This is a genomic window from Chryseobacterium sp. CG10_8 (assembly GCF_058117085.1).
Genome location: NZ_JBYVEB010000009.1, coordinates 1 through 18,215, shown reverse-complemented (window position 1 = coordinate 18,215; position 18,215 = coordinate 1). Strand labels below are relative to the sequence as shown.

General features: G+C 36.6%; 18 protein-coding genes and 1 tRNA gene. 7 read left to right on the top strand and 12 right to left on the bottom strand.

The genetic code is table 11. The features are described from left to right. The first annotated feature begins 1 nt into the window (after position 1). Both rpsT and AC4AGG_RS03090 read left to right on the top strand, forming a co-directional pair. Complete coding sequence (gene rpsT / locus AC4AGG_RS03095; RefSeq protein ID WP_489770518.1) at positions 2–256, top strand: 30S ribosomal protein S20; 255 nt, start codon at positions 2–4, stop codon at positions 254–256. An 11-nt stretch (positions 257–267) separates the two neighbouring features. After that, positions 268–339 (top strand) — tRNA-Glu (locus tag AC4AGG_RS03090). A gap of 97 nt (positions 340–436) precedes the next feature. Here the strand turns inward: AC4AGG_RS03090 and AC4AGG_RS03085 are convergent. Both AC4AGG_RS03085 and rho read right to left on the bottom strand, forming a co-directional pair. Continuing rightward, a complete protein-coding gene (locus AC4AGG_RS03085) occupies positions 437–2,077 on the bottom strand; it encodes a BamA/TamA family outer membrane protein (protein ID WP_489770517.1) in 1,641 nt (546 codons plus the stop codon). A gap of 131 nt (positions 2,078–2,208) precedes the next feature. Then, complete coding sequence (rho, locus tag AC4AGG_RS03080) at positions 2,209–3,963, bottom strand: transcription termination factor Rho (RefSeq protein WP_489770516.1); 1,755 nt, start codon at positions 3,961–3,963, stop codon at positions 2,209–2,211. Positions 3,964–4,125: 162 nt separating this feature from the next. On the opposite strand from rho, the gene AC4AGG_RS03075 reads away from it, so the two are divergent. Together AC4AGG_RS03075 and AC4AGG_RS03070 are read left to right on the top strand one after the other, a co-directional pair. Further along, positions 4,126–4,515: a DUF4293 domain-containing protein gene (locus AC4AGG_RS03075; protein WP_489770515.1), complete on the top strand. Its 390-nt coding sequence runs from the start codon at positions 4,126–4,128 to the stop codon at positions 4,513–4,515. 112 nt (positions 4,516–4,627) lie between these two features. Continuing rightward, complete coding sequence (locus AC4AGG_RS03070; protein ID WP_489770514.1) at positions 4,628–6,460, top strand: ABC transporter ATP-binding protein; 1,833 nt, start codon at positions 4,628–4,630, stop codon at positions 6,458–6,460. 50 nt (positions 6,461–6,510) lie between these two features. Here the strand turns inward: AC4AGG_RS03070 and AC4AGG_RS03065 are convergent, their stop codons facing one another. From AC4AGG_RS03065 to rsfS, 6 genes are all read right to left on the bottom strand, one after another. After that, positions 6,511–7,839 (bottom strand): DUF389 domain-containing protein, encoded by a 1,329-nt coding sequence (locus AC4AGG_RS03065; RefSeq protein WP_489770513.1) that lies wholly within the window; start codon positions 7,837–7,839, stop codon positions 6,511–6,513. After that, positions 7,839–8,492, bottom strand: a complete 654-nt coding sequence (locus tag AC4AGG_RS03060; protein ID WP_489770512.1) for a phosphatidylserine decarboxylase family protein — start codon at positions 8,490–8,492, stop codon at positions 7,839–7,841. The genes AC4AGG_RS03065 and AC4AGG_RS03060 overlap by 1 nt, the downstream gene beginning before the upstream one ends. Before the next feature lie 36 nt (positions 8,493–8,528). Continuing rightward, complete coding sequence (locus AC4AGG_RS03055) at positions 8,529–9,401, bottom strand: phosphatidate cytidylyltransferase (protein WP_489770511.1); 873 nt, start codon at positions 9,399–9,401, stop codon at positions 8,529–8,531. Between the two features lie 27 nt (positions 9,402–9,428). Continuing rightward, positions 9,429–10,010 carry an LUD domain-containing protein gene (locus tag AC4AGG_RS03050; RefSeq protein ID WP_489770510.1) on the bottom strand — a complete coding sequence of 194 codons (582 nt, stop codon included), beginning with the start codon at positions 10,008–10,010 and terminating at the stop codon, positions 9,429–9,431. Between the two features lie 102 nt (positions 10,011–10,112). Beyond that, positions 10,113–12,089 (bottom strand): ATP-dependent zinc metalloprotease FtsH, encoded by a 1,977-nt coding sequence (ftsH, locus tag AC4AGG_RS03045; protein WP_489770509.1) that lies wholly within the window; start codon positions 12,087–12,089, stop codon positions 10,113–10,115. A 16-nt stretch (positions 12,090–12,105) separates the two neighbouring features. Beyond that, positions 12,106–12,468 carry a ribosome silencing factor gene (gene rsfS, locus AC4AGG_RS03040; RefSeq protein WP_489770508.1) on the bottom strand — a complete coding sequence of 121 codons (363 nt, stop codon included), beginning with the start codon at positions 12,466–12,468 and terminating at the stop codon, positions 12,106–12,108. A gap of 80 nt (positions 12,469–12,548) precedes the next feature. On the opposite strand from rsfS, the gene AC4AGG_RS03035 reads away from it, so the two are divergent. Further along, a complete protein-coding gene (locus AC4AGG_RS03035; RefSeq protein ID WP_489770507.1) occupies positions 12,549–13,265 on the top strand; it encodes a biotin--[acetyl-CoA-carboxylase] ligase in 717 nt (238 codons plus the stop codon). Here the strand turns inward: AC4AGG_RS03035 and AC4AGG_RS03030 are convergent. From AC4AGG_RS03030 to AC4AGG_RS03015, 4 genes are read right to left on the bottom strand one after another with little or no spacing between them, the layout of a single operon-like run. Then, positions 13,259–14,353, bottom strand: a complete 1,095-nt coding sequence (locus AC4AGG_RS03030; protein WP_489770506.1) for an LptF/LptG family permease — start codon at positions 14,351–14,353, stop codon at positions 13,259–13,261. The genes AC4AGG_RS03035 and AC4AGG_RS03030 overlap by 7 nt on opposite strands. 31 nt (positions 14,354–14,384) lie before the next feature. Next, on the bottom strand, positions 14,385–15,521 hold the full coding sequence (gene tgt, locus AC4AGG_RS03025) for a tRNA guanosine(34) transglycosylase Tgt (protein ID WP_489770505.1): 1,137 nt from the start codon (positions 15,519–15,521) through the stop codon (positions 14,385–14,387). After that, complete coding sequence (locus AC4AGG_RS03020; RefSeq protein ID WP_489770504.1) at positions 15,518–15,994, bottom strand: DUF4296 domain-containing protein; 477 nt, start codon at positions 15,992–15,994, stop codon at positions 15,518–15,520. The genes tgt and AC4AGG_RS03020 overlap by 4 nt, the downstream gene beginning before the upstream one ends. Further along, positions 15,991–16,707, bottom strand: a complete 717-nt coding sequence (locus AC4AGG_RS03015; RefSeq protein ID WP_489770503.1) for a polyprenol monophosphomannose synthase — start codon at positions 16,705–16,707, stop codon at positions 15,991–15,993. The genes AC4AGG_RS03020 and AC4AGG_RS03015 overlap by 4 nt, the downstream gene beginning before the upstream one ends. 81 nt (positions 16,708–16,788) lie before the next feature. Between AC4AGG_RS03015 and AC4AGG_RS03010 the strand changes: the two genes are divergently transcribed. Together AC4AGG_RS03010 and AC4AGG_RS03005 are read left to right on the top strand one after the other, a co-directional pair. Further along, positions 16,789–17,457 (top strand): DUF4271 domain-containing protein, encoded by a 669-nt coding sequence (locus AC4AGG_RS03010; RefSeq protein WP_489770502.1) that lies wholly within the window; start codon positions 16,789–16,791, stop codon positions 17,455–17,457. 18 nt (positions 17,458–17,475) lie between these two features. Next, positions 17,476–18,215: uroporphyrinogen-III synthase (locus AC4AGG_RS03005; RefSeq protein WP_489770501.1), on the top strand; the 740-nt coding region annotated here is incomplete at its 3' end.

Below are 18,215 nucleotides of genomic sequence, written 5' to 3'. Positions count from 1 at the left end.
TATGGCAAATCATAAATCAGCACTTAAAAGAATTAGACAAAACGCAGTAAAGAGGTTGCGTAACAGGTATTATCATAAGACGGCTAGATCGGCTATGAAGAACCTAAGAAGCGAAGAAGATAAAACTGCAGCTCAAGAGCAATTACCTAAGGTGATCTCTTTGTTGGATAAATTAGCTAAAAAGAATATTATCCACAAGAACAAAGCAGCTAACCTTAAGAGCAAGCTTACAAAACACGTTAACAAGTTAGCGTAAGACTATAGGACGGCCCGTTCGTCTATCGGTTAGGACCTCAGATTTTCATTCTGGTAAGAGGGGTTCGATTCCCCTACGGGCTACTTAAAACCACTGAATTTTCAGTGGTTTTTTTGTTTTATTTTCAGAGTTTATTACGCCTTAGGTGATCTTCGTATCTTCTAAGAAACTCAACATATATCAAAACCTACTCAAAATTCCCCAATGGATTTTGGTGTCGCCAAATTTTATCGGATTGCCGAATTGCGAGCCATTGGATATTTGGAAACTCATCAAACCAATGGGAAGAAAGAAATTGAATCCTACGCCAAAGCTGTAGAGCTTTGGTTTTTCATTAATCGTTTTGTTATGGAGTTGAGCATACTGCCCGAAGATGTCAAAAAAGGCTTGATTTCCTATTAAGAATCGATACTCGGTTCCGGCAAGGGCATAGAAGTCCGCAATCAAAGAATTTTCATTAAATCCTCGTAGCGAGTTCCATCCTCCAAATCGCAAGAGTTCATTGGTTGAGAGTTCTTCTTTTGAATTTAACATTGCAGATTCTGCTCGAAAGTTGAGAAAATGATTTCCCCTAATATGTAAATTGTATTCTCCTGAAGCAAAGTATCGTTGCTGCGGAAAGGTTCCTTCGGTATCCGCGTATTTGGTGCTTAGAAAATCAGCTTCCAGAATAAATTGTGCATTGTGCAGAAAAAGTTCGATTTCGGAAGGGGCAGAATATCTATACCATATTCCCGCTCCATTTTTGCGATATTCTCTTCCCGCCACATAGGTGGAATCCAGCACAGACGAAGTCTCAAATGTTCCCCGTATACCAATTTTTTGTCGATAAGAAGCGTTGTAATACAAGGAGGGCAATAACTTGACATTTGCAAACGTCGAATCCTGACGATAAATGTTGGTGTTGAGCATCATCCCCAAATTGGTCTTAAAGAGGTAAGGAACGTCAATTTTGAGGTCAAAAGTCTGGCCTTTATCAGGATTTCTCTGCCAGTACAGATGGATGCTTTCAAAACCGTTAAGGATGTTATTGAATTTGGCGTTTAGCGTTCCATTCAAGGAGAATTTTTCTGATTTGTCATTTCCAAAACCGATGACTCCGTCAAAAGTATTAGATTTTCTTTTTTGAAGGAACAGAAACACTTGTGTTGAATCCTTGGTAAACAAAGTTTGTGGACTGCGTTCCAAAGAAACGTAAGGGTGATTTTGAAGATTCTTTTGGATGTTCAAAAGGGTCTTGTCTTCGTAAGTTTTTCCCACGAATTCTTTTTCTAAATTTTTAACAAAGCGCTTTGGAACCTTTTCGTAACCTTTGATAACAATGCCATTAATCTTTCTTTGTTCATTGGTATTGACAGAGATTTCAACTTGCGGAATTCCGTTTTTAATCCCTAAATATTTTGTTTTAACCCGATTGAAGGCGTAGCCTTTGTCTGCATAATTTTTATTAATCTGTATTTTCAGTGAATCCAGATTGGTGGTAAAAAACGATTCTTTGTTTTTGATAAGTTCTGCTATTTCTTGTGATAGAAACACTTCAGCTTGGTTGAAGTTGTTTCCTTTATCAAATTTGATATTGACCTGGTCGTTAACTTCTTCAACCGAAACGATTTTTGTAAAGTAGTAGTTATTCTGTGACAGCGAATCCAGAAACTTTGTAGCAGAAATGGAATCTTTTTTAATAAAGCTTTTACCATCTTGTACATCAAAAAGCACATAACTTCTTTTCTGCGCATTAATCAATGTGCAAATTATTATGCTGATAACAATTACTAATTTGTTGATATTGGATGGAATACTGAACATGGTGGTGATGCACATTGCTTTTGGGGTTTCCTTGAGCTTTGAGGCAACATTACAATTGCTTTTTAATTTTAAATAAAACTAAAAGTACAGAAATTTATTCTATTGAAATAAAAAAAACCGTCTGAAGTATCAAACGGTTAATTTATTTATCGATTCATGCTCATTAAGAACTCTTCGTTGTTGAGGGTGGATTTGATGTTTTTATCAACAAATTCCATCGCTTCAATTGGGTTCATATCGGCAAGATATTTTCTGAGAATCCACATGCGTTGCTGTGTCACATCATCGTGAAGCAAGTCATCCCTTCTGGTACTTGACGCCACCAAATCAATGGCAGGATAGATTCTTTTGTTTGCAATTTTTCTATCAAGTTGAAGCTCCATATTACCCGTCCCTTTGAATTCTTCGAAGATTACTTCATCCATTTTGGAACCTGTATCGATAAGTGCGGTTGCAATAATCGTCAAAGAACCTCCGCCTTCAATTTTTCTTGCTGCTCCAAAAAATCTTTTTGGTTTGTGAAGTGCGTTAGCGTCCACACCACCAGAAAGAACCTTTCCTGAAGCTGGAGTTACCGTGTTGTATGCTCTTGCTAATCTTGTAATAGAGTCCAAAAGAATAACAACATCATGACCGCATTCTACCATTCTTTGAGCTTTCGCTAAAACAAGGTTAGCTACTTTCACGTGTTTTTCTGCTGATTCGTCAAAGGTAGAAGCTATAACTTCTGCATTAACGCTTCTTTCCATATCAGTTACCTCTTCTGGTCTTTCATCAATCAAAAGAACCATCATATAGGCTTCTGGATGATTTGCAGAAATGGCATTCGCAATGTCCTTCAATAACATTGTTTTACCAGTCTTAGGTTGTGCGACAATCATCGCTCTTTGTCCTTTCCCAATGGGAGCAAACAAATCAACAACTCTTGTCGAGAAAGTTGACCCTTTTCCTGCTAAATTGAATTTTTCTTTAGGGAAAAGAGGAGTCAAATATTCGAAAGCAACACGGTCTTTGATGAAGGCCATGTCACGACCATTAACTTCTGTTGGTCTTTGTAAAGAGAAATATTTTTCTCCTTCCTTCGGAAGTCTTACAATTCCTTTAACGGTATCACCAGTTTTTAGTCCGTAATTTCTAATCTGTGCTGTAGAAACATATACGTCATCAGGAGAAGAAATGTAACTGAAGTCCGAAGAACGTAAGAAACCATAATTATCTGGAAGAATCTCCAAAACACCTTCAATAGTCACCAAACCGTCAAAGTTGAATTCCTTCTTTTGTTCGGTTTCTTGATGTTCTTGATTTTTATGTTTTTGTTGATTCTGGTTAGGATTTTTCTTATGCTGTTCCTGCTTGTGAGGATTATTTTGATTTTCCTGTCTCGCTTGAACTTTTTCTTCGACCGCAGGAGCAGGTGTTGGAGTAGTGTTGTTGTTTTCCTCGGTAGAAGGAGTTTCGTTCGCAGCAGCTGGTACTCTTTGTCTTTTCTTTTTTCCTGGTCTTGGAGATGGCGTTTCCTCTTGTTTGTTTTCTGAAGGATTTGTAGGAGTAGGAACTTCTTGAGGAGCTTCTACAGCAGGCTTTTCTTTAGCTTCTTCTGCTTTTTCTTCAGGTTTTATTTCAGTCTTTGCAACGTTAGCTTTTTTAGCTGGCGTTCTTTTCTTGGTCACTTTAGGTTCGGGATCCTGCGTTGGTGCGGTAGCATTTGCTTTTTCGTCAACTGGAGCATCTTGAGCGTTGATGTAATCTTTTACCAATTTGGTATTAGATGCTTGAAAGTCAAGAAGAGCAAAGATTTTATCATTTGTCTCACTATTTCTTGCCAATTTCACGCCCAAATCTTTTGCAATTTTGGTCAATTCCGCATCGGATTTCGACCTTAGCGTTTCAATGTTGAACATAAGTTATTTGTAGGTAAATTTTATAAAAAAATGTATTTGTCAAGCTTATAAAATTAAAGTCGGGCGACTTTGTTTTCAGAAGTATATTGTATCGCAAATGTACAATAATTTTTGAATTGACCAAAAAAATAGCTAATTTTGCATTCTCTAAAAATGTTATAGATGCTACAAAGAATACAAACCGTATGGATGTTTTTGGCAACCTTGTCAGCGGTTTTTTTGTTTGTTTCTTCGCAAGACGTCGTTCTTGCAGAAGGAATTCCAGTGATGGCAATCGCATGTGTGGCTCTGGTGCTTTTGGGAGCACTCTCCATTTTTAGTTATAAAAACAGAAAGAGACAGATCATGCTGAACAACATCAGCATGATAATAAACGCTTTGTTGATTGGTTTATTGGGGTATTGGTTACTAAAACTATCCGGAGGAATTGCTTTTCCTGAGAAGGGTATTGAGCCGATTTTCCCGTTAATTGGGATTGTAAGTTTGGTGATTGCCAACTTATACATTCGAAGAGACGAGAGGCTCGTAAAATCTGTAGACAGACTTCGATAACCGTGAAACGATTTTTTTTGAGTGAAACAGTTCCATTTTTGGGACTGTTTTTGTTTTTGTACATGTCAGGGATATTAATTTTTCCGTAATTTAGCCGTCTAATTTTTAATCAATGAATTATTATAAGCGTTCGCTTGAATATATACTTCCATACAAAAGCTCATTAGCAATTGGTATTTTCTTTAATATTCTGTACGCGATTTTCAACATTGTTGCGATGTTGTTTTTCATCCCAGTCCTTAACATCCTTTTTGATAAAGAGACAGAAAAGATTGAGACCAAGCCCGTATTTGATGGTAAAATACTGGAGATAGGTTCTTATCTTAAAGATAGTTTTAACTATTTTATTCAGCAAATACAAGTGGAGAAGGGACCAGAATATGTCTTGCTAATTACATGTATCATCTTTATTAGTATGTTCTTTCTTAGGAATATCTTCAGTTATTTTTCCGAATTTTATTTGACTTATTCGAGAACCGGGGTTTCAAGGGACTTTAGAATTAAGCTGCATAACAAGATTTTGGATTTGCCTGTTTCTTTCTTTTCGGATACAAGGAAGGGAGATGTTTTTGCTAGGATTACTTCTGATGTTGGGGAAATAGAATCTAATATCCTGAATAGTTTAATTGATATTATTCGTTCGCCTATTGTCATTGTACTAACAATGGGATATTTGTTGTATTCTAATTTTCAGTTGACTATTTTCACTCTAATTGTGTTTCCAATTATGGGGACCATTATTTCGGTAATAGGAAGAAGTCTCAAAAAGGATACAGGTGAGGCCCAAAACGAGCTTGGTAAAATGTACTCTTTTGTAGATGAAACCTTAGTAGGACTTAAGATAATTAAAATTTTTGATGCGACAGAACAGATTCAGAATAGATTTAACAAAACTCTGAATACAATTCGTGATTTGTCTCTGAAATTGTTTAAAAAGAAAGCTTTGGCTTCTCCTGTGAGCGAATTGTTGGGAGCAGTTACCATTGGATTGATTGTTTATTTTGGAGGTCGACTGGCGTTGAATGGTGAAGGATTATCAGGAGCGGAGTTCATTACTTATATTGGGCTTTTTTATACTATTCTTGATCCTTTAAAACGTTTGTCCAATTCTATTTCTAATTTTCAGAAAGGAGAAGTTTCGGCAAAGAGAGTATTTGAAATTCTTGATGCAGATTACCATATTAAAGAGATTGATAAGGCAATAGAAATCGATGGCTTTAAGGACAAAATTGAATTTAAGAATATCAATTTTGCGTATGAAGACCAGTTGGTTTTAAAGAATTTTTCTTTGACCATTCCCAAAGGCAAGACCGTTGCATTGGTTGGTCAGTCTGGTAGTGGAAAAAGTACTATTGCCAACTTAATTACACGTTTTTACGATGTTAAAGAAGGGGAGATTCTCGTTGACGGAATTAATATTAAAGAAATTAAACTTTCCAGCTATCGGAAGTTGTTTGGTTTAGTGACGCAAGACAATATTTTATTTAACGATTCCATTGCCCATAATATAGCACTCGGAAAGCCTAATTCTCCTCTGAGTGAAGTGGAAGCCGCAGCTAAAGTCGCCAATGCGCATGATTTTATCATCGACCTACCAAGAGGTTACGAAACTGGGATTGGTGAAGCAGGAGGGAAGCTTTCAGGTGGACAAAAACAACGGGTTTCTATTGCAAGGGCAGTTATGAAAAATCCACCGATTATGATTTTGGATGAAGCAACCTCTGCTTTGGATACCGAATCAGAAAGATTTGTGCAAGATGCTTTGGATAATATGATGCAGAATCGTACATCACTTGTTATTGCTCACCGTTTATCCACGATCCAAAAAGCGGACGAAATTGTGGTGATGGAGAAAGGACGAATTATTGAGCAAGGAACTCACCAAGACTTATTTAATCAAAATGGAGTTTATAGAAAGTTGGTAGAATTGCAGAACTTCGAATAAGCATCGACTTTTACAATAAATTAAAAAAAATAAGTAGTCTATTAGACTATTTATTTTTTTGAGGTTGTGCTAATTACTACATTGATGGAATCTTGTTGAATTCTAACTTTGAGGTAATCGACTAAACTTTTTTTGTCTGCCTGAGAAATCGGTTTATTGGTTTCTATTAGGATTAATTTTCGTTTGATACTCTTATTTTTTTCTTCTTGAAGAAGATAAGTAATAGAGATACCATCAACACCTAAATCCTGAGTTTTTAGCTCTTTTAAAATTTGGGTACTAAGTTGCTGCTCAGAAATGATGCTATCCTGAAAAGCCATCACTTTTGTCAAATTATCTTTATCAATAGTGGGCTGGTCAGATGTTACTGTATTTTCAGAAATGATAGAAGCAGAAGGATTAGCAAAATTAAAACCTTGCTTGACCACGATTTTCACACCTTCTAAACCATAAGAAACAGCTTTTTCTTGGAGTTTTGCAATGGCATCTTCTTGTAACTTTTGACCCCCATAAGTTAGTTGTACTTCTCTGTCTTTATAAGATATGGTCTTCTGAAGCAAGAAGTTATTGGAGAAAATAGCTTCGTTATTTATAAAATTATTGGCTGTATGTTCGAAAGAGTTTTTCTTTATCATCACATATCCGAAATATACAGAAGGAATAAATGTAATTAGAATCAATCCCCACATAATTTTTTGTGAGCGTTTTTCAATTCTTGCATCTTTCACGTGGTGATAGTCTGGAAAATTAAGAACTTTAACCATTAAGAAAGTAGAAACTGCGATATATACAGTGTTGATAATATAGAGATAAAGAGCTCCAAGGAAATAATCTATATTGGCAGTCGCAATACCATATCCTGCAGTACAGAGAGGAGGCATCAACGCTGTTGCAATTGCAACTCCAGGAATAACATTCCCTTTTGTTTTGGTTCCATTGGCAAGCATTCCTGCTGCACCTCCAAAAAATGCGATAAAGACGTCATAGATGTTGGGAGATGTCCTAGCTAAGATTTCGGAGTGTGCTTCGCTCAACGGAGAAATATAGAAGTACACAGTAGAAGTTGCTAATCCCACGATGCTAGCAAATGCGTAGTTCTTAACTGACAACTTCAGCATCGATGGGTGATTGATAGAGATCGAAAAGCCTATACCAATAATTGGTCCCATAAGAGGTGAAATAAGCATGGCTCCAATAATAACTGCTGTGGAATTGACATTAAGCCCCAGACTCGCTATTAAAATAGCAAAAATAAGAATCCATAAATTAGTTCCTTTGAAAGGAATACTGTTTTCGATACTGGTGAGAACCTCAGAAAAGTTTTCTTTTTGCATGGAAAGACTGAAAACTTTTTCCAGTTTATCGAAGATTTGTCTCATTAGGTTTTGAGTTTCGCGATGACATCTAGTCCGCCTGTAGTTACATCACCAATTTTGCAAATAATCTCGGTGTCAAGCGGTAAAAAAATATCCATTCTAGAGCCGAATTTGATAAAACCAAACTCATGCCCCGCCTTTGCTGAATCACCTTCATTACAATACATAACAATTCGGCGAGCAACATATCCGGCAATTTGTCGAAATACAACTTGATGTTTTGTTTGAGTTTCGACAGCGACCGTTGTACGTTCGTTTTCTGTTGACGATTTTTCATGCCAAGCTACCAAATATTTGCCTGGATGATATTTTTTGTAGATGACCTTTCCAGTAACTGGATAACGACAAATATGAACATTGAGAGGAGACATGAAAACAGATACCTGAATAGCTTTTCCCTTAAGGAATTCGGTTTCTTCTACTTCTTTAATCATAACAACTTTTCCATCGACAGGAGCCACGACTGTGTCAGTGTGATTTAAAATTGTTCTTTCAGGAACTCTGAAAAACCAAAAAACCAACCCATAGATGACCAAAAGTGGTAAAATAATGATTGCTGACCAGTTGCCAAGGAAATAAATTGAAAGAGAAGAAACAACAGCTATCACAAGTGTTGCAACTATTATGGACCCTTTAGATTCTCGGTGTAGTTTCATAAGTTATTTTGCAGTGAAAAATCGCTCGAATTTACATTAAAAAAAATTAATTAACAGGAAATATAGATAAATGACAGGCACACAGATGATAAAACTATCTAGTCTATCAAGAACGCCACCATGTCCTGGAATGATGTTTCCACTGTCTTTGACTCCGAAAGTTCTTTTCAGTTGACTTTCCACTAAGTCGCCGATTGGAGCAAAAACAGAAATCAAGAAACCAACAAACATCCAATTTCCTCTTAGGTTTGGATTATATTTTTCTATAAAAAATGAAAAAATCAAAGTCAGAATTACTCCGCCAGCAAAACCTTCCCACGTTTTTTTTGGAGAGATTTTTGGTGCCATTTTGTGTTTGCCAAACATTCGACCTGAGAGGTAGGCAAAAGTATCACTACTCCAAATCAGTATAAAAAGAAAGAAAACTTCTAAACTGAAAGTGTTTTGGTATATAGAATATTTTGGTAATCCTAATGCTAAACCGAAAGGAATTGCCGTATAGATAACGGTGAAGATGAGTTTTCCCCCGTCTTGATACAATTCATGAGTAAATCGAAATAATGTGATTACTGCAATGACAACTAGAGCAATGGCTAAAAAGTCAAAACTTCTTGGATTGAAATAGAATCCATGGTGCAAATATCTTTTTGCAAATAGGAAATACACAAAACCTCCTAATAGTAGCGCTGCCCATTTTTCGTAACCGTTTCCGAAGGTCATCATTTTTCGGCATTCCCAAATTCCGACAACGAAAAATACAGTGATTAGTCCTAAATATAGATAAGGTTGTTTGAAGTATTCGGGTGAGATACTTGATAGCAATTGAGTCCCCATCGGATGTGTACACATCATGATGATAAAAACGTAAACAATCCCGGAAAACGTACGAGTGATGAGATTTTTGTCCAAAATATTATTTTTAGTAAAAAGAAATCGTTAATCCTCCAAAAGCAGTAGGAAAAGTTTGGTGTTATCCTTTGCTAATCCATCTAATTTGCTTCGTTTTCCACTTATTGAGGTAAGATTCTTAATGTTCCCGTTTCGTTTGATTTTGGTCATCGCTTCGTTAAGATTGGAAACAATCTGCGAAACATTCGCCATAATAATAATTTTTTCGGGAAGTCTAGAAGAATGATAATGCTGAATATTGTTGTGAGACAACATGATTCTACCATCATATGCGATTAGAAATTCACAAGTGATAAAAGCTGCATCATTGTTGATCTCTAATTCTGAGGTGTATGGAATCTTGATTACATCCAAAAAGTTTTTGAGGTCTGCATCGCTACAAAAAACAGACTGGATTCCTTCAATTTTTACAATTTGATTGAGCGTTTGCAAAGCTTCTGCTTCGTCCGCACAATAATTGAAGAATCCACCAGAATGAGTGAAAAGTTGGGCAAATTTATAATCTAAGTCAGCACTCTTAAGAGAATCGCCAAGCCTTTCAAGCGAAGGCTCGTTCTCATCTTCTTGCTGACTCATAAGCTTACTTACAAATTTTTTAAAAATACTCAATTCACCAAATGTTTTGACAAAAGTATAAAATATTATATTATATTAACAAAAAACCGCCGAAAATATTGGCGGTTTGTCGCCAATTTTCGGACGGTTTTTAATTTATAGCTGAGACGAACTTTCCGGTGCTTGTATTTGATCTTCCGGAACTCGTTTTTCTGTTTCCTGATTAGGGTGCTCTGCGATTTCTGGATTCCATGCTCTGATTCCAAAAATTTCTTCCAAATCTTCACGGAAAATCACCTCTTTTTCTAATAGCTTATCTGCTAAACGGTCAAGTTTTTCTCTATTTTCAGAAAGGATTCTTACCGCTCTTTGATATTGATTTTCGATGATGCTTTTGATTTCAACATCAATTTTTTTAGCCGTTTCTTCAGAATAAGGTTTTCCAAAATTATATTCGGATTGCCCCGAACTGTCATAATAAGAAATGTTCCCAATGTTTTCACTCAGTCCATAGACCGTTACCATCGCTTGAGCTTGTTTGGTGACTCTTTCCAAATCAGACAGAGCTCCAGTTGAAATATTTCCAAAAACCGTTTGTTCTGCTGCTCTTCCTCCTAATGTTGCACACATTTCGTCCAGCATTTGTTCAGTTGTGGTCAAAGACCTTTCTTCAGGAAGATACCATGCAGCTCCTAACGAACGCCCTCTTGGGACGATAGTAACTTTCAATAGTGGTGAAGCGTGTTCTACCATCCATGAAATAGCAGCGTGTCCAGCTTCGTGTACAGCAACTCTCTTTCTTTCGGAAGGTTTTATTGCTTTATTTTTCTTTTCTAGTCCACCAATAATTCGGTCAACCGCATCTAAGAAATCTTGTTTTGATACTGCTTCGTGATTATTTCTTGCTGCAATTAATGCTGCTTCGTTACATACGTTAGCGATATCTGCTCCACTGAATCCAGGAGTTTGTTTAGCCAAGAATTCTCTATCAACAGATTGGTCCAATTTAATTTTAGCAAGATGAACATCAAAAATCTCTTTTCGTTCATGAAGTTCTGGCAAATCTACAAAGATAGAACGGTCAAATCTTCCCGCTCTTAGCAAAGCTTTGTCCAAAATATCTGCCCTATTGGTTGCTGCCATTACGATAACGTTGGTGTCGGTTCCGAAACCGTCCATTTCTGTTAATAATTGGTTAAGCGTATTTTCTCTTTCGTCATTTCCTCCTGTAAAGTTACCTCTTCCTCTGGCTCTTCCGATCGCATCAATCTCATCAATAAAAATGATAGCAGGAGATTTTGCTTTTGCTTGTGCAAACAAATCACGTACTCTGGAGGCACCAACACCTACAAACATTTCAACAAAATCAGATCCCGAAAGAGAAAAGAAAGGTACTTTTGCTTCACCTGCAACGGCTTTTGCTAACAAGGTTTTACCTGTTCCTGGAGGGCCAACAAGCAAAACGCCTTTTGGTATTTTACCTCCTAATTTGGTATATTTTTCGGAGTTTTTTAGGAAATCTACAACCTCCTGAACTTCCTCTTTAGCCCCTTCTAAACCTGCCACATCTTTGAAAGTCACATTGATTTTGTCCTTTTCATCAAAAAGTTTTGCTCTTGATTTACCAATGGAGAAAATCTGACCTCCGCCTCCGCCAGAGCCCATCATTTTTCTGAATACTACAAAGTATATGATGGATAAAATGATTACTCCTACAATGATTTGCATCAACAAGTCCTCGAAAGCAGAACCTGCCATTCCTACATCTTTGGTAGTAGTTATTTTGGGGTTAGAAGCTTTGATTTGGTCAAATTTTTCCAAAAAAAGCTGTAACTCTCCATATTTGAAATCGTAGTCTGGTTGGGGTTTTGGATTAAGACCAGACAATGGGTTCTTTGAAGCAGCATTGCCTTTTGCAAGTTCTTTTTTTGCTTCCTGTGTAAGGAAGACATCAGCTTTATAATTGTCTCTATACAGCATTACATCCTGGACTTTCCCTTGCTGCATTAATGTAAAGAACTTCTCTTCGCTAATTTCTTGAGTCGATGATGGAATCAAAAAGTTAGACCCAAAGAAGAGGAGTAAAAAAATAATTGCAACTGGAAAAAACCAGTTAAATCCTTTATTATTCATTGATTGTCTTTAAAAATTAGTTGTCTATTTTGGTTATTTTGGCATCACCCCAAAGCTCCTCGATATCATAGAATTCTCGAATATGTTTTTGGAAGATGTGTACGACCACGGTCACGTAATCAACCAAAACCCACATCGAGTTTTCGGTTCCTTCAACATGCCAAGGTCTTTCTTTGAGCTCGTTTCTCACTTTTTTCTCAATACTTCCTGCAATTGCAGCTACCTGTGTGTTAGAATTTCCACTACAAATAATAAATTTTTCAGCGACTGCATTCTCAATATGAGAGAGGTCAAGAATGGTGATGTCTTCTCCTTTGACGTCTTGGATAGCGTCTATAATTTTTTCTGTTAAAGCAGCTTTTTCTATAGTATTACTCATTAAAATTAAGTTCTCGTTTGTGCAAATGTATTGTTTTTTCTTTATTTTCACGGGAAATTAATTGACTAATTGCTTCCCCGATGCACCTTTTAAAATATTTGACAGCCTGTACTTCTACTCAAGACGAAATAGTTGAATTTTTACTTCAAAATGATTCGAAATTTGCTGCAATTTATACTTTTAACCAGACGAAAGGAAGGGGACAATACGGAAATTCGTGGGATGATACCGAGAATCAAAGTATTGCAATTTCTTTCGGGATCCGTCAAGATTTAATGCAATGTTCAGATGCTTTATTCAATTTTTATACCGCAGTGGTTATTCGAGATTTTCTTGCCAATATGACCCAAAAGGAGGTGTCTATTAAATGGCCCAATGATGTGATCATCGCAGGCAAGAAGGTTGCCGGACTTCTTTGTGAGAAAAGAAGTATCTCATCTACACCTTATTATTTGGTTGGATTAGGGATTAATGTTCTGCAAACTGATTTTGCTAAACTGCCAAAAGCAGGTTCGTTACAAAGTCAGACAGGTGGTAGTTATAATCTTGAAGATGTCGCTCAGTCGCTTTTTCAATACATGAAGGGGCGTTTTGAAAAGCCTTTAGATCATGCTGAAATTCTTTCTACGTATCAATCTTTTTTATTCAAAAAAAATGTAATTTCGGTTTTTGAAATTGAAAAAATCAGACAAAATGGCATTGTTCGGTCTGTTGATGAACAGGGTTATCTTTGGGTTGAACTAGAGCATGACGGAATGCGCAAGTTCTTTCATAAAGAAATCGAGATGCTTTACTGATTCGCTCTTCGGAAGTAGAGGATAATTGCTAATGGTGCAAATATGATATTGGGGAGCCACATTGCCAACATTGGCGGTAGTGTTTTGTTTTCGGAAACAACTTTCAAAGCTTCGAATGAAAAAACAAAGATAAATGCTATCGAAATCCCAATTGCAAGGTTAAGTCCAAGGCCGCCTCTTCTCTTCTCCGAAGAGAGCGACAAGGCCAAAAACGTCAAAATAATAATAGCAACAGGCATTGATGTCCGCTGATAAAGTTCGTTTTGGTAGGTGTTAAGGTTGGCGTTCCCTTTTTCTTTCTCTCTATTGATGAATTTGATGAGTTCTGGTGTAGTTTTGTTCTGTCCTAAAAGCTGGTCAGGGAAAAGTTCTTGAGGAGGATGGCCAAAACTTTTGTTCATGGTGATTCCGTTGGCTAATTTCTCCGAGTCATTGGCTAAAATGGTTTTCTCTAGATAATTGTTCAGAATAAACTGCTTTTTCTTTTCGTCCCAACTCATATCACTTGCACTTAATTGGTACGCAAGCTCATTTTTATTATTGTATTTTTTGTAGGTAAAACCGCTTCCTGTTTTCTCTTTTTTGTTGTAGGCATTAATAAAGATGTATTCCGTTTTAGAGATTTGTGTTGATACCGACGCGGTACCTATAATGTTTTCTCTATTTTTGGAATTAAGCGTGTATGGCTCTAGTTCATTTTTTTTGATGTTAGCCCACGGTAATATAAAATGATTGATTATCAAACAGCAGGCTGCAATGAAAAGGGAAGTGTAGAGGTAAGGTCTTGCAAATCGGTGAAAACTTGCTCCACTACTTATAATCGCTACAATTTCGGTGTTATTTGCCATTCTGGAAGTAAAGTAAATTACCGAAATGAAAACCAAAATTGACATAAAGGTCATCACGAGATATAGTAGCCAGAATGGATAAAAATGTGTTAAAAAGTAAGAAACCTCAAAGCCATTATCTCTAATTCTTGGAGATTTTGCCTGTACATCAATGACGAAAACCACAACAGTCAAAAGAAGCAACATAAAAAGAAATGTGCCTACATATTTTTTGATGATATATTTGTCAATGATTTTCATTGTTGTACTCTAAGTTACGCTTTTGAAGTTATTACATTCGTTGTCTCAGCTGAGGAATGATTCTGTCTTTCCACTCATAAAAATCTCCTGCTAAAATATGTGCTCTTGCGGTTTTTACCAAATCAAGATAAAACGCCAGATTATGAATGGAAGCAATTTGTTTACCAAGATACTCCTTAGCTACAAATAGATGTCTAACATACGCTTTGGAATATTGGGAGTCAACAAATGAAGTTCCGCTTTCGTCCAGAGGAGAGAAGTCTTCTTTCCACTTTTGGTTTTTGATATTAATAACCCCATTCCATGTGAAAAGCATTCCGTTTCTTGCGTTTCTTGTTGGCATTACGCAATCCATCATATCAATACCAAGTCCAATAGACTCAATAATATTCCATGGAGTACCCACTCCCATTAGATATCGTGGTTTTTCTGTAGGTAGAATATCTGTCACTTCATTGGTGATGCGGTACATTTCTTCTTCTGGTTCTCCAACAGAAAGTCCACCAATAGCATTTCCTGGCATATCTTGCTCCGAAATGAACTCTGCTGATCTTTTCCTTAAGTCAGAATATGTTGATCCTTGAACAATTGGAAACAAAAACTGTTGATGGCCGTATATTTCAGGGTTTTCGTTACACCAATTAATACATCTTTTCAGCCAGCGATGCGTTATTTCCATCGAATTTTTTGCTTGATTGTACTCGCAAGGGTAAGGCGTGCACTCATCAAAAGCCATAAAAATGTCAGCTCCAATTTGTCTTTGGATTTCCATAGACTTTTCTGGGGTGAACATATGGTAACTTCCATCAATATGAGATTTGAATTTAACCCCTTCCTCGGTCATTTTTCGAGTATCTGACAAAGAAAATACCTGAAATCCACCAGAATCTGTCAGAATAGGTAAATCCCAATTCATAAAACGATGGAGTCCGCCTGCTTTTTCCATAATTTCCATTCCTGGACGAAGATACAAGTGGTAGGTGTTTCCCAAAATGATTTGGGCTTTAATATCCTCTTTCAGTTCTCTTTGATGGACGGTTTTAACAGATGCAACTGTTCCAACGGGCATAAAGATAGGTGTTTCTACCTCTCCATGTTGGGTGACGATTTTGCCGGCTCTGGCTTTTCCGCCGGTCGTTTTTTCTATTTTAAAAAAGTCAGATGTCATTTTAAAGTCGGTGGTGAAATAATTTTCTTTCTTCTTGGAGACGGTCCCTCCAAAGGGATTTGTTCTTGAGGTGGAGGCAGATTGCTTGGTTGTTCCATTTGATTTTGCATCATAGGTTCTCCCGGTTTTGGGATTCCTTCAAGCTTTTTGTTGATGAAAGCCTCAGCTTCTGGATTTTTCTCCAAAATTATTTTTTTCGCCCTTTCTATGATTTTGGGCGTTCTTTTTTTGATGTTGTAGTACTCATAACTAGCAACGAAGTCTTCAGATTTTACTTCATTTTTCTTAAGAATAAATCTTGTTCCTGCTTCTAAGTTTCCTGATGGATTTACAAAATTAGCTTGGTCATTAATGGCAAGCTCGGCGATAATTTCTGCCATTTTTCTTTCGGAAATAAGATTCTTTGGCTTGTCAATGACGTCACTACAAGCTGTTAAAAACAAGAATGAAAAAAGTAAAATCAAATTTCTCATAGCTTATTAATCATGGATTTCCACTTGAGATTAAGGACTCCAAATATCGCTTCGCCAATAATGCCGCCGTTCATCTTGCTCTCGCCAAGAATTCGATTGGTAAATATAATTGGGACTTCAACAATTTTAAATCCTTTTTTGAAAGTTCGGAATTTCATTTCTACTTGGAAGCCGTATCCTTTGAGTCTCACCTTATCCAAATTAATGCTTTCCAAAACCTTTCTTGAAAAGCAAACAAAACCTGCTGTTGTATCATGAATCGGAACGCCTAAAACAAAACGGACATACTTGGAGGCAAAGTAGGATAATAAAACTCTTCCCATGGGCCAATTAACGACATTAACTCCTTTGGAATACCTTGAGCCAATACTCATGTCAGCATTTTCGCAGGCTGCAAATAGCTTTGGTAAGTCAGTTGGATTATGCGAAAAATCAGCGTCCATCTCTGCGATATAGTCATAGCCATTTTGCAATGCCCACTGAAATCCGTGCAAATAAGCTTTGCCTAGACCATCTTTGACTTTGCGAATTGTTAGGTGAAGAAAATGTGGATGCTTTTCTTGCATGCTTTTCACAATTTCTGCGGTACCGTCCGGTGAAGAATCATCTACTACCAGAACATGAAAGTTTTCCCCCAACTCAAAAATAGCCGAAAGAATACCTTCGATATTTTCTTTTTCGTTGTAAGTGGGTATGATGACAAGTTTTTTCATGAATAATTTGCAAAGATAAGTTAATTTCGGTTTTGGTGTTCAATTGTGTAAAATAATCTCTAATTTTGCAAAAATTTTATCTTGTTAACGTTGTTGATGACCGAATATTCTGTTAGAATCTATGAATCTCACGATTGGGTGATTTTTGTGTTATTGGGAAGTATGTTTGCATTTCTTTTCATGATGTTATTTCTTCATAGAGATGGCACGATTCGGGATTTTTTGTTGCAGAAATATTTTGAATCAGGTAACGTTCTCATGAGTTGGATCATCGTTAGTGTTGTTTTCAGTTTGTTGTCCGCAACATTATTTGCAAATCACTTGCCCATGGTTCCCAAAGTGATAGCAGATATTCAGCTTTTTGGTTGGCAACTTAATAACTTTGGATTTTTACTTTGGACCATTTTTGCTTTCTATTTAGTTAAATCCTTGTTAGGTTTTTTGTTTTATAATAGTATAGGAAATGGTAGAAAATGGACGATTTTTTATTTCACATCAACCCGTTTTTACTTCGTGTTCTCCCTCGTTCTCATGATATTGGTGTTTATCAATTACTATACTTCGATAGACAAGGCGATTACGTTTCAAATATTCCTTTTAACATACGCTATAGCCTTCGTTTTCAAGAATTTGTTTTATCTCTTCCACAAGAATAATATCATGCCTAAATTTTGGTATTATAAATTTTTGTATATTTGCACCCTCCAAATTGCGCCTTTGATAGCACTATGGAGATGGTTGTTTTTATAATAAAAATAAACGCAAGAAATGAAAATAAAGTCCATATTGGTTTCGCAACCAGCACCTAGCGAATCCTCTCCTTATGTAGAGATGGCAAAAAAGGAAAAAATTAATATCGAATTTCGACCTTTTATTCATGTAGAAGGAGTTGATAATAAGGAGCTCCGTACTCAAAAAATTGACCTCACTCAGTATACAGGAATTATTTTTACAAGCAAAAATGCAATAGATCACTACTTTCGATTAGCGGAAGAGATGAGATTTGCTGTTCCTGATACGATGAGATATATCTGTCAATCAGAGGCGATTGCTAATTACCTTCAAAAGCACATTGTGTATAGAAAAAGGAAGATTAGCTTTGGTGAAAAAACGTTCACTGACCTTCTTCCGCTTTTCAAGAAGTATCCTAATGAGAAGTATCTGTTGCCTTCGTCAGATGTGATGAGTCCAGAAACTGTGAAGGTTTTGGATAGTGCAGATATTGATTGGACAAGAGCTGTCATGTATAGAACAGTATGTTCTGATTTGTCAGATATCAAGATTAAGGATTACGATATGTTGGTATTCTTCAGTCCACAAGGAATCAAATCGTTGATGAAAAATTTTGAAGATTTCAAACAAGGCGATGTGAAAATAGCTGTTTTTGGTAAGACAACTCAGGATGCTGCGGAGCAAGCTGGATTCTCCATCGATATTATGGCTCCTACGAAAGAGACGCCATCGATGACTATGGCCATTGAAAAGTACATTCGTGCTGTAAATAAGTA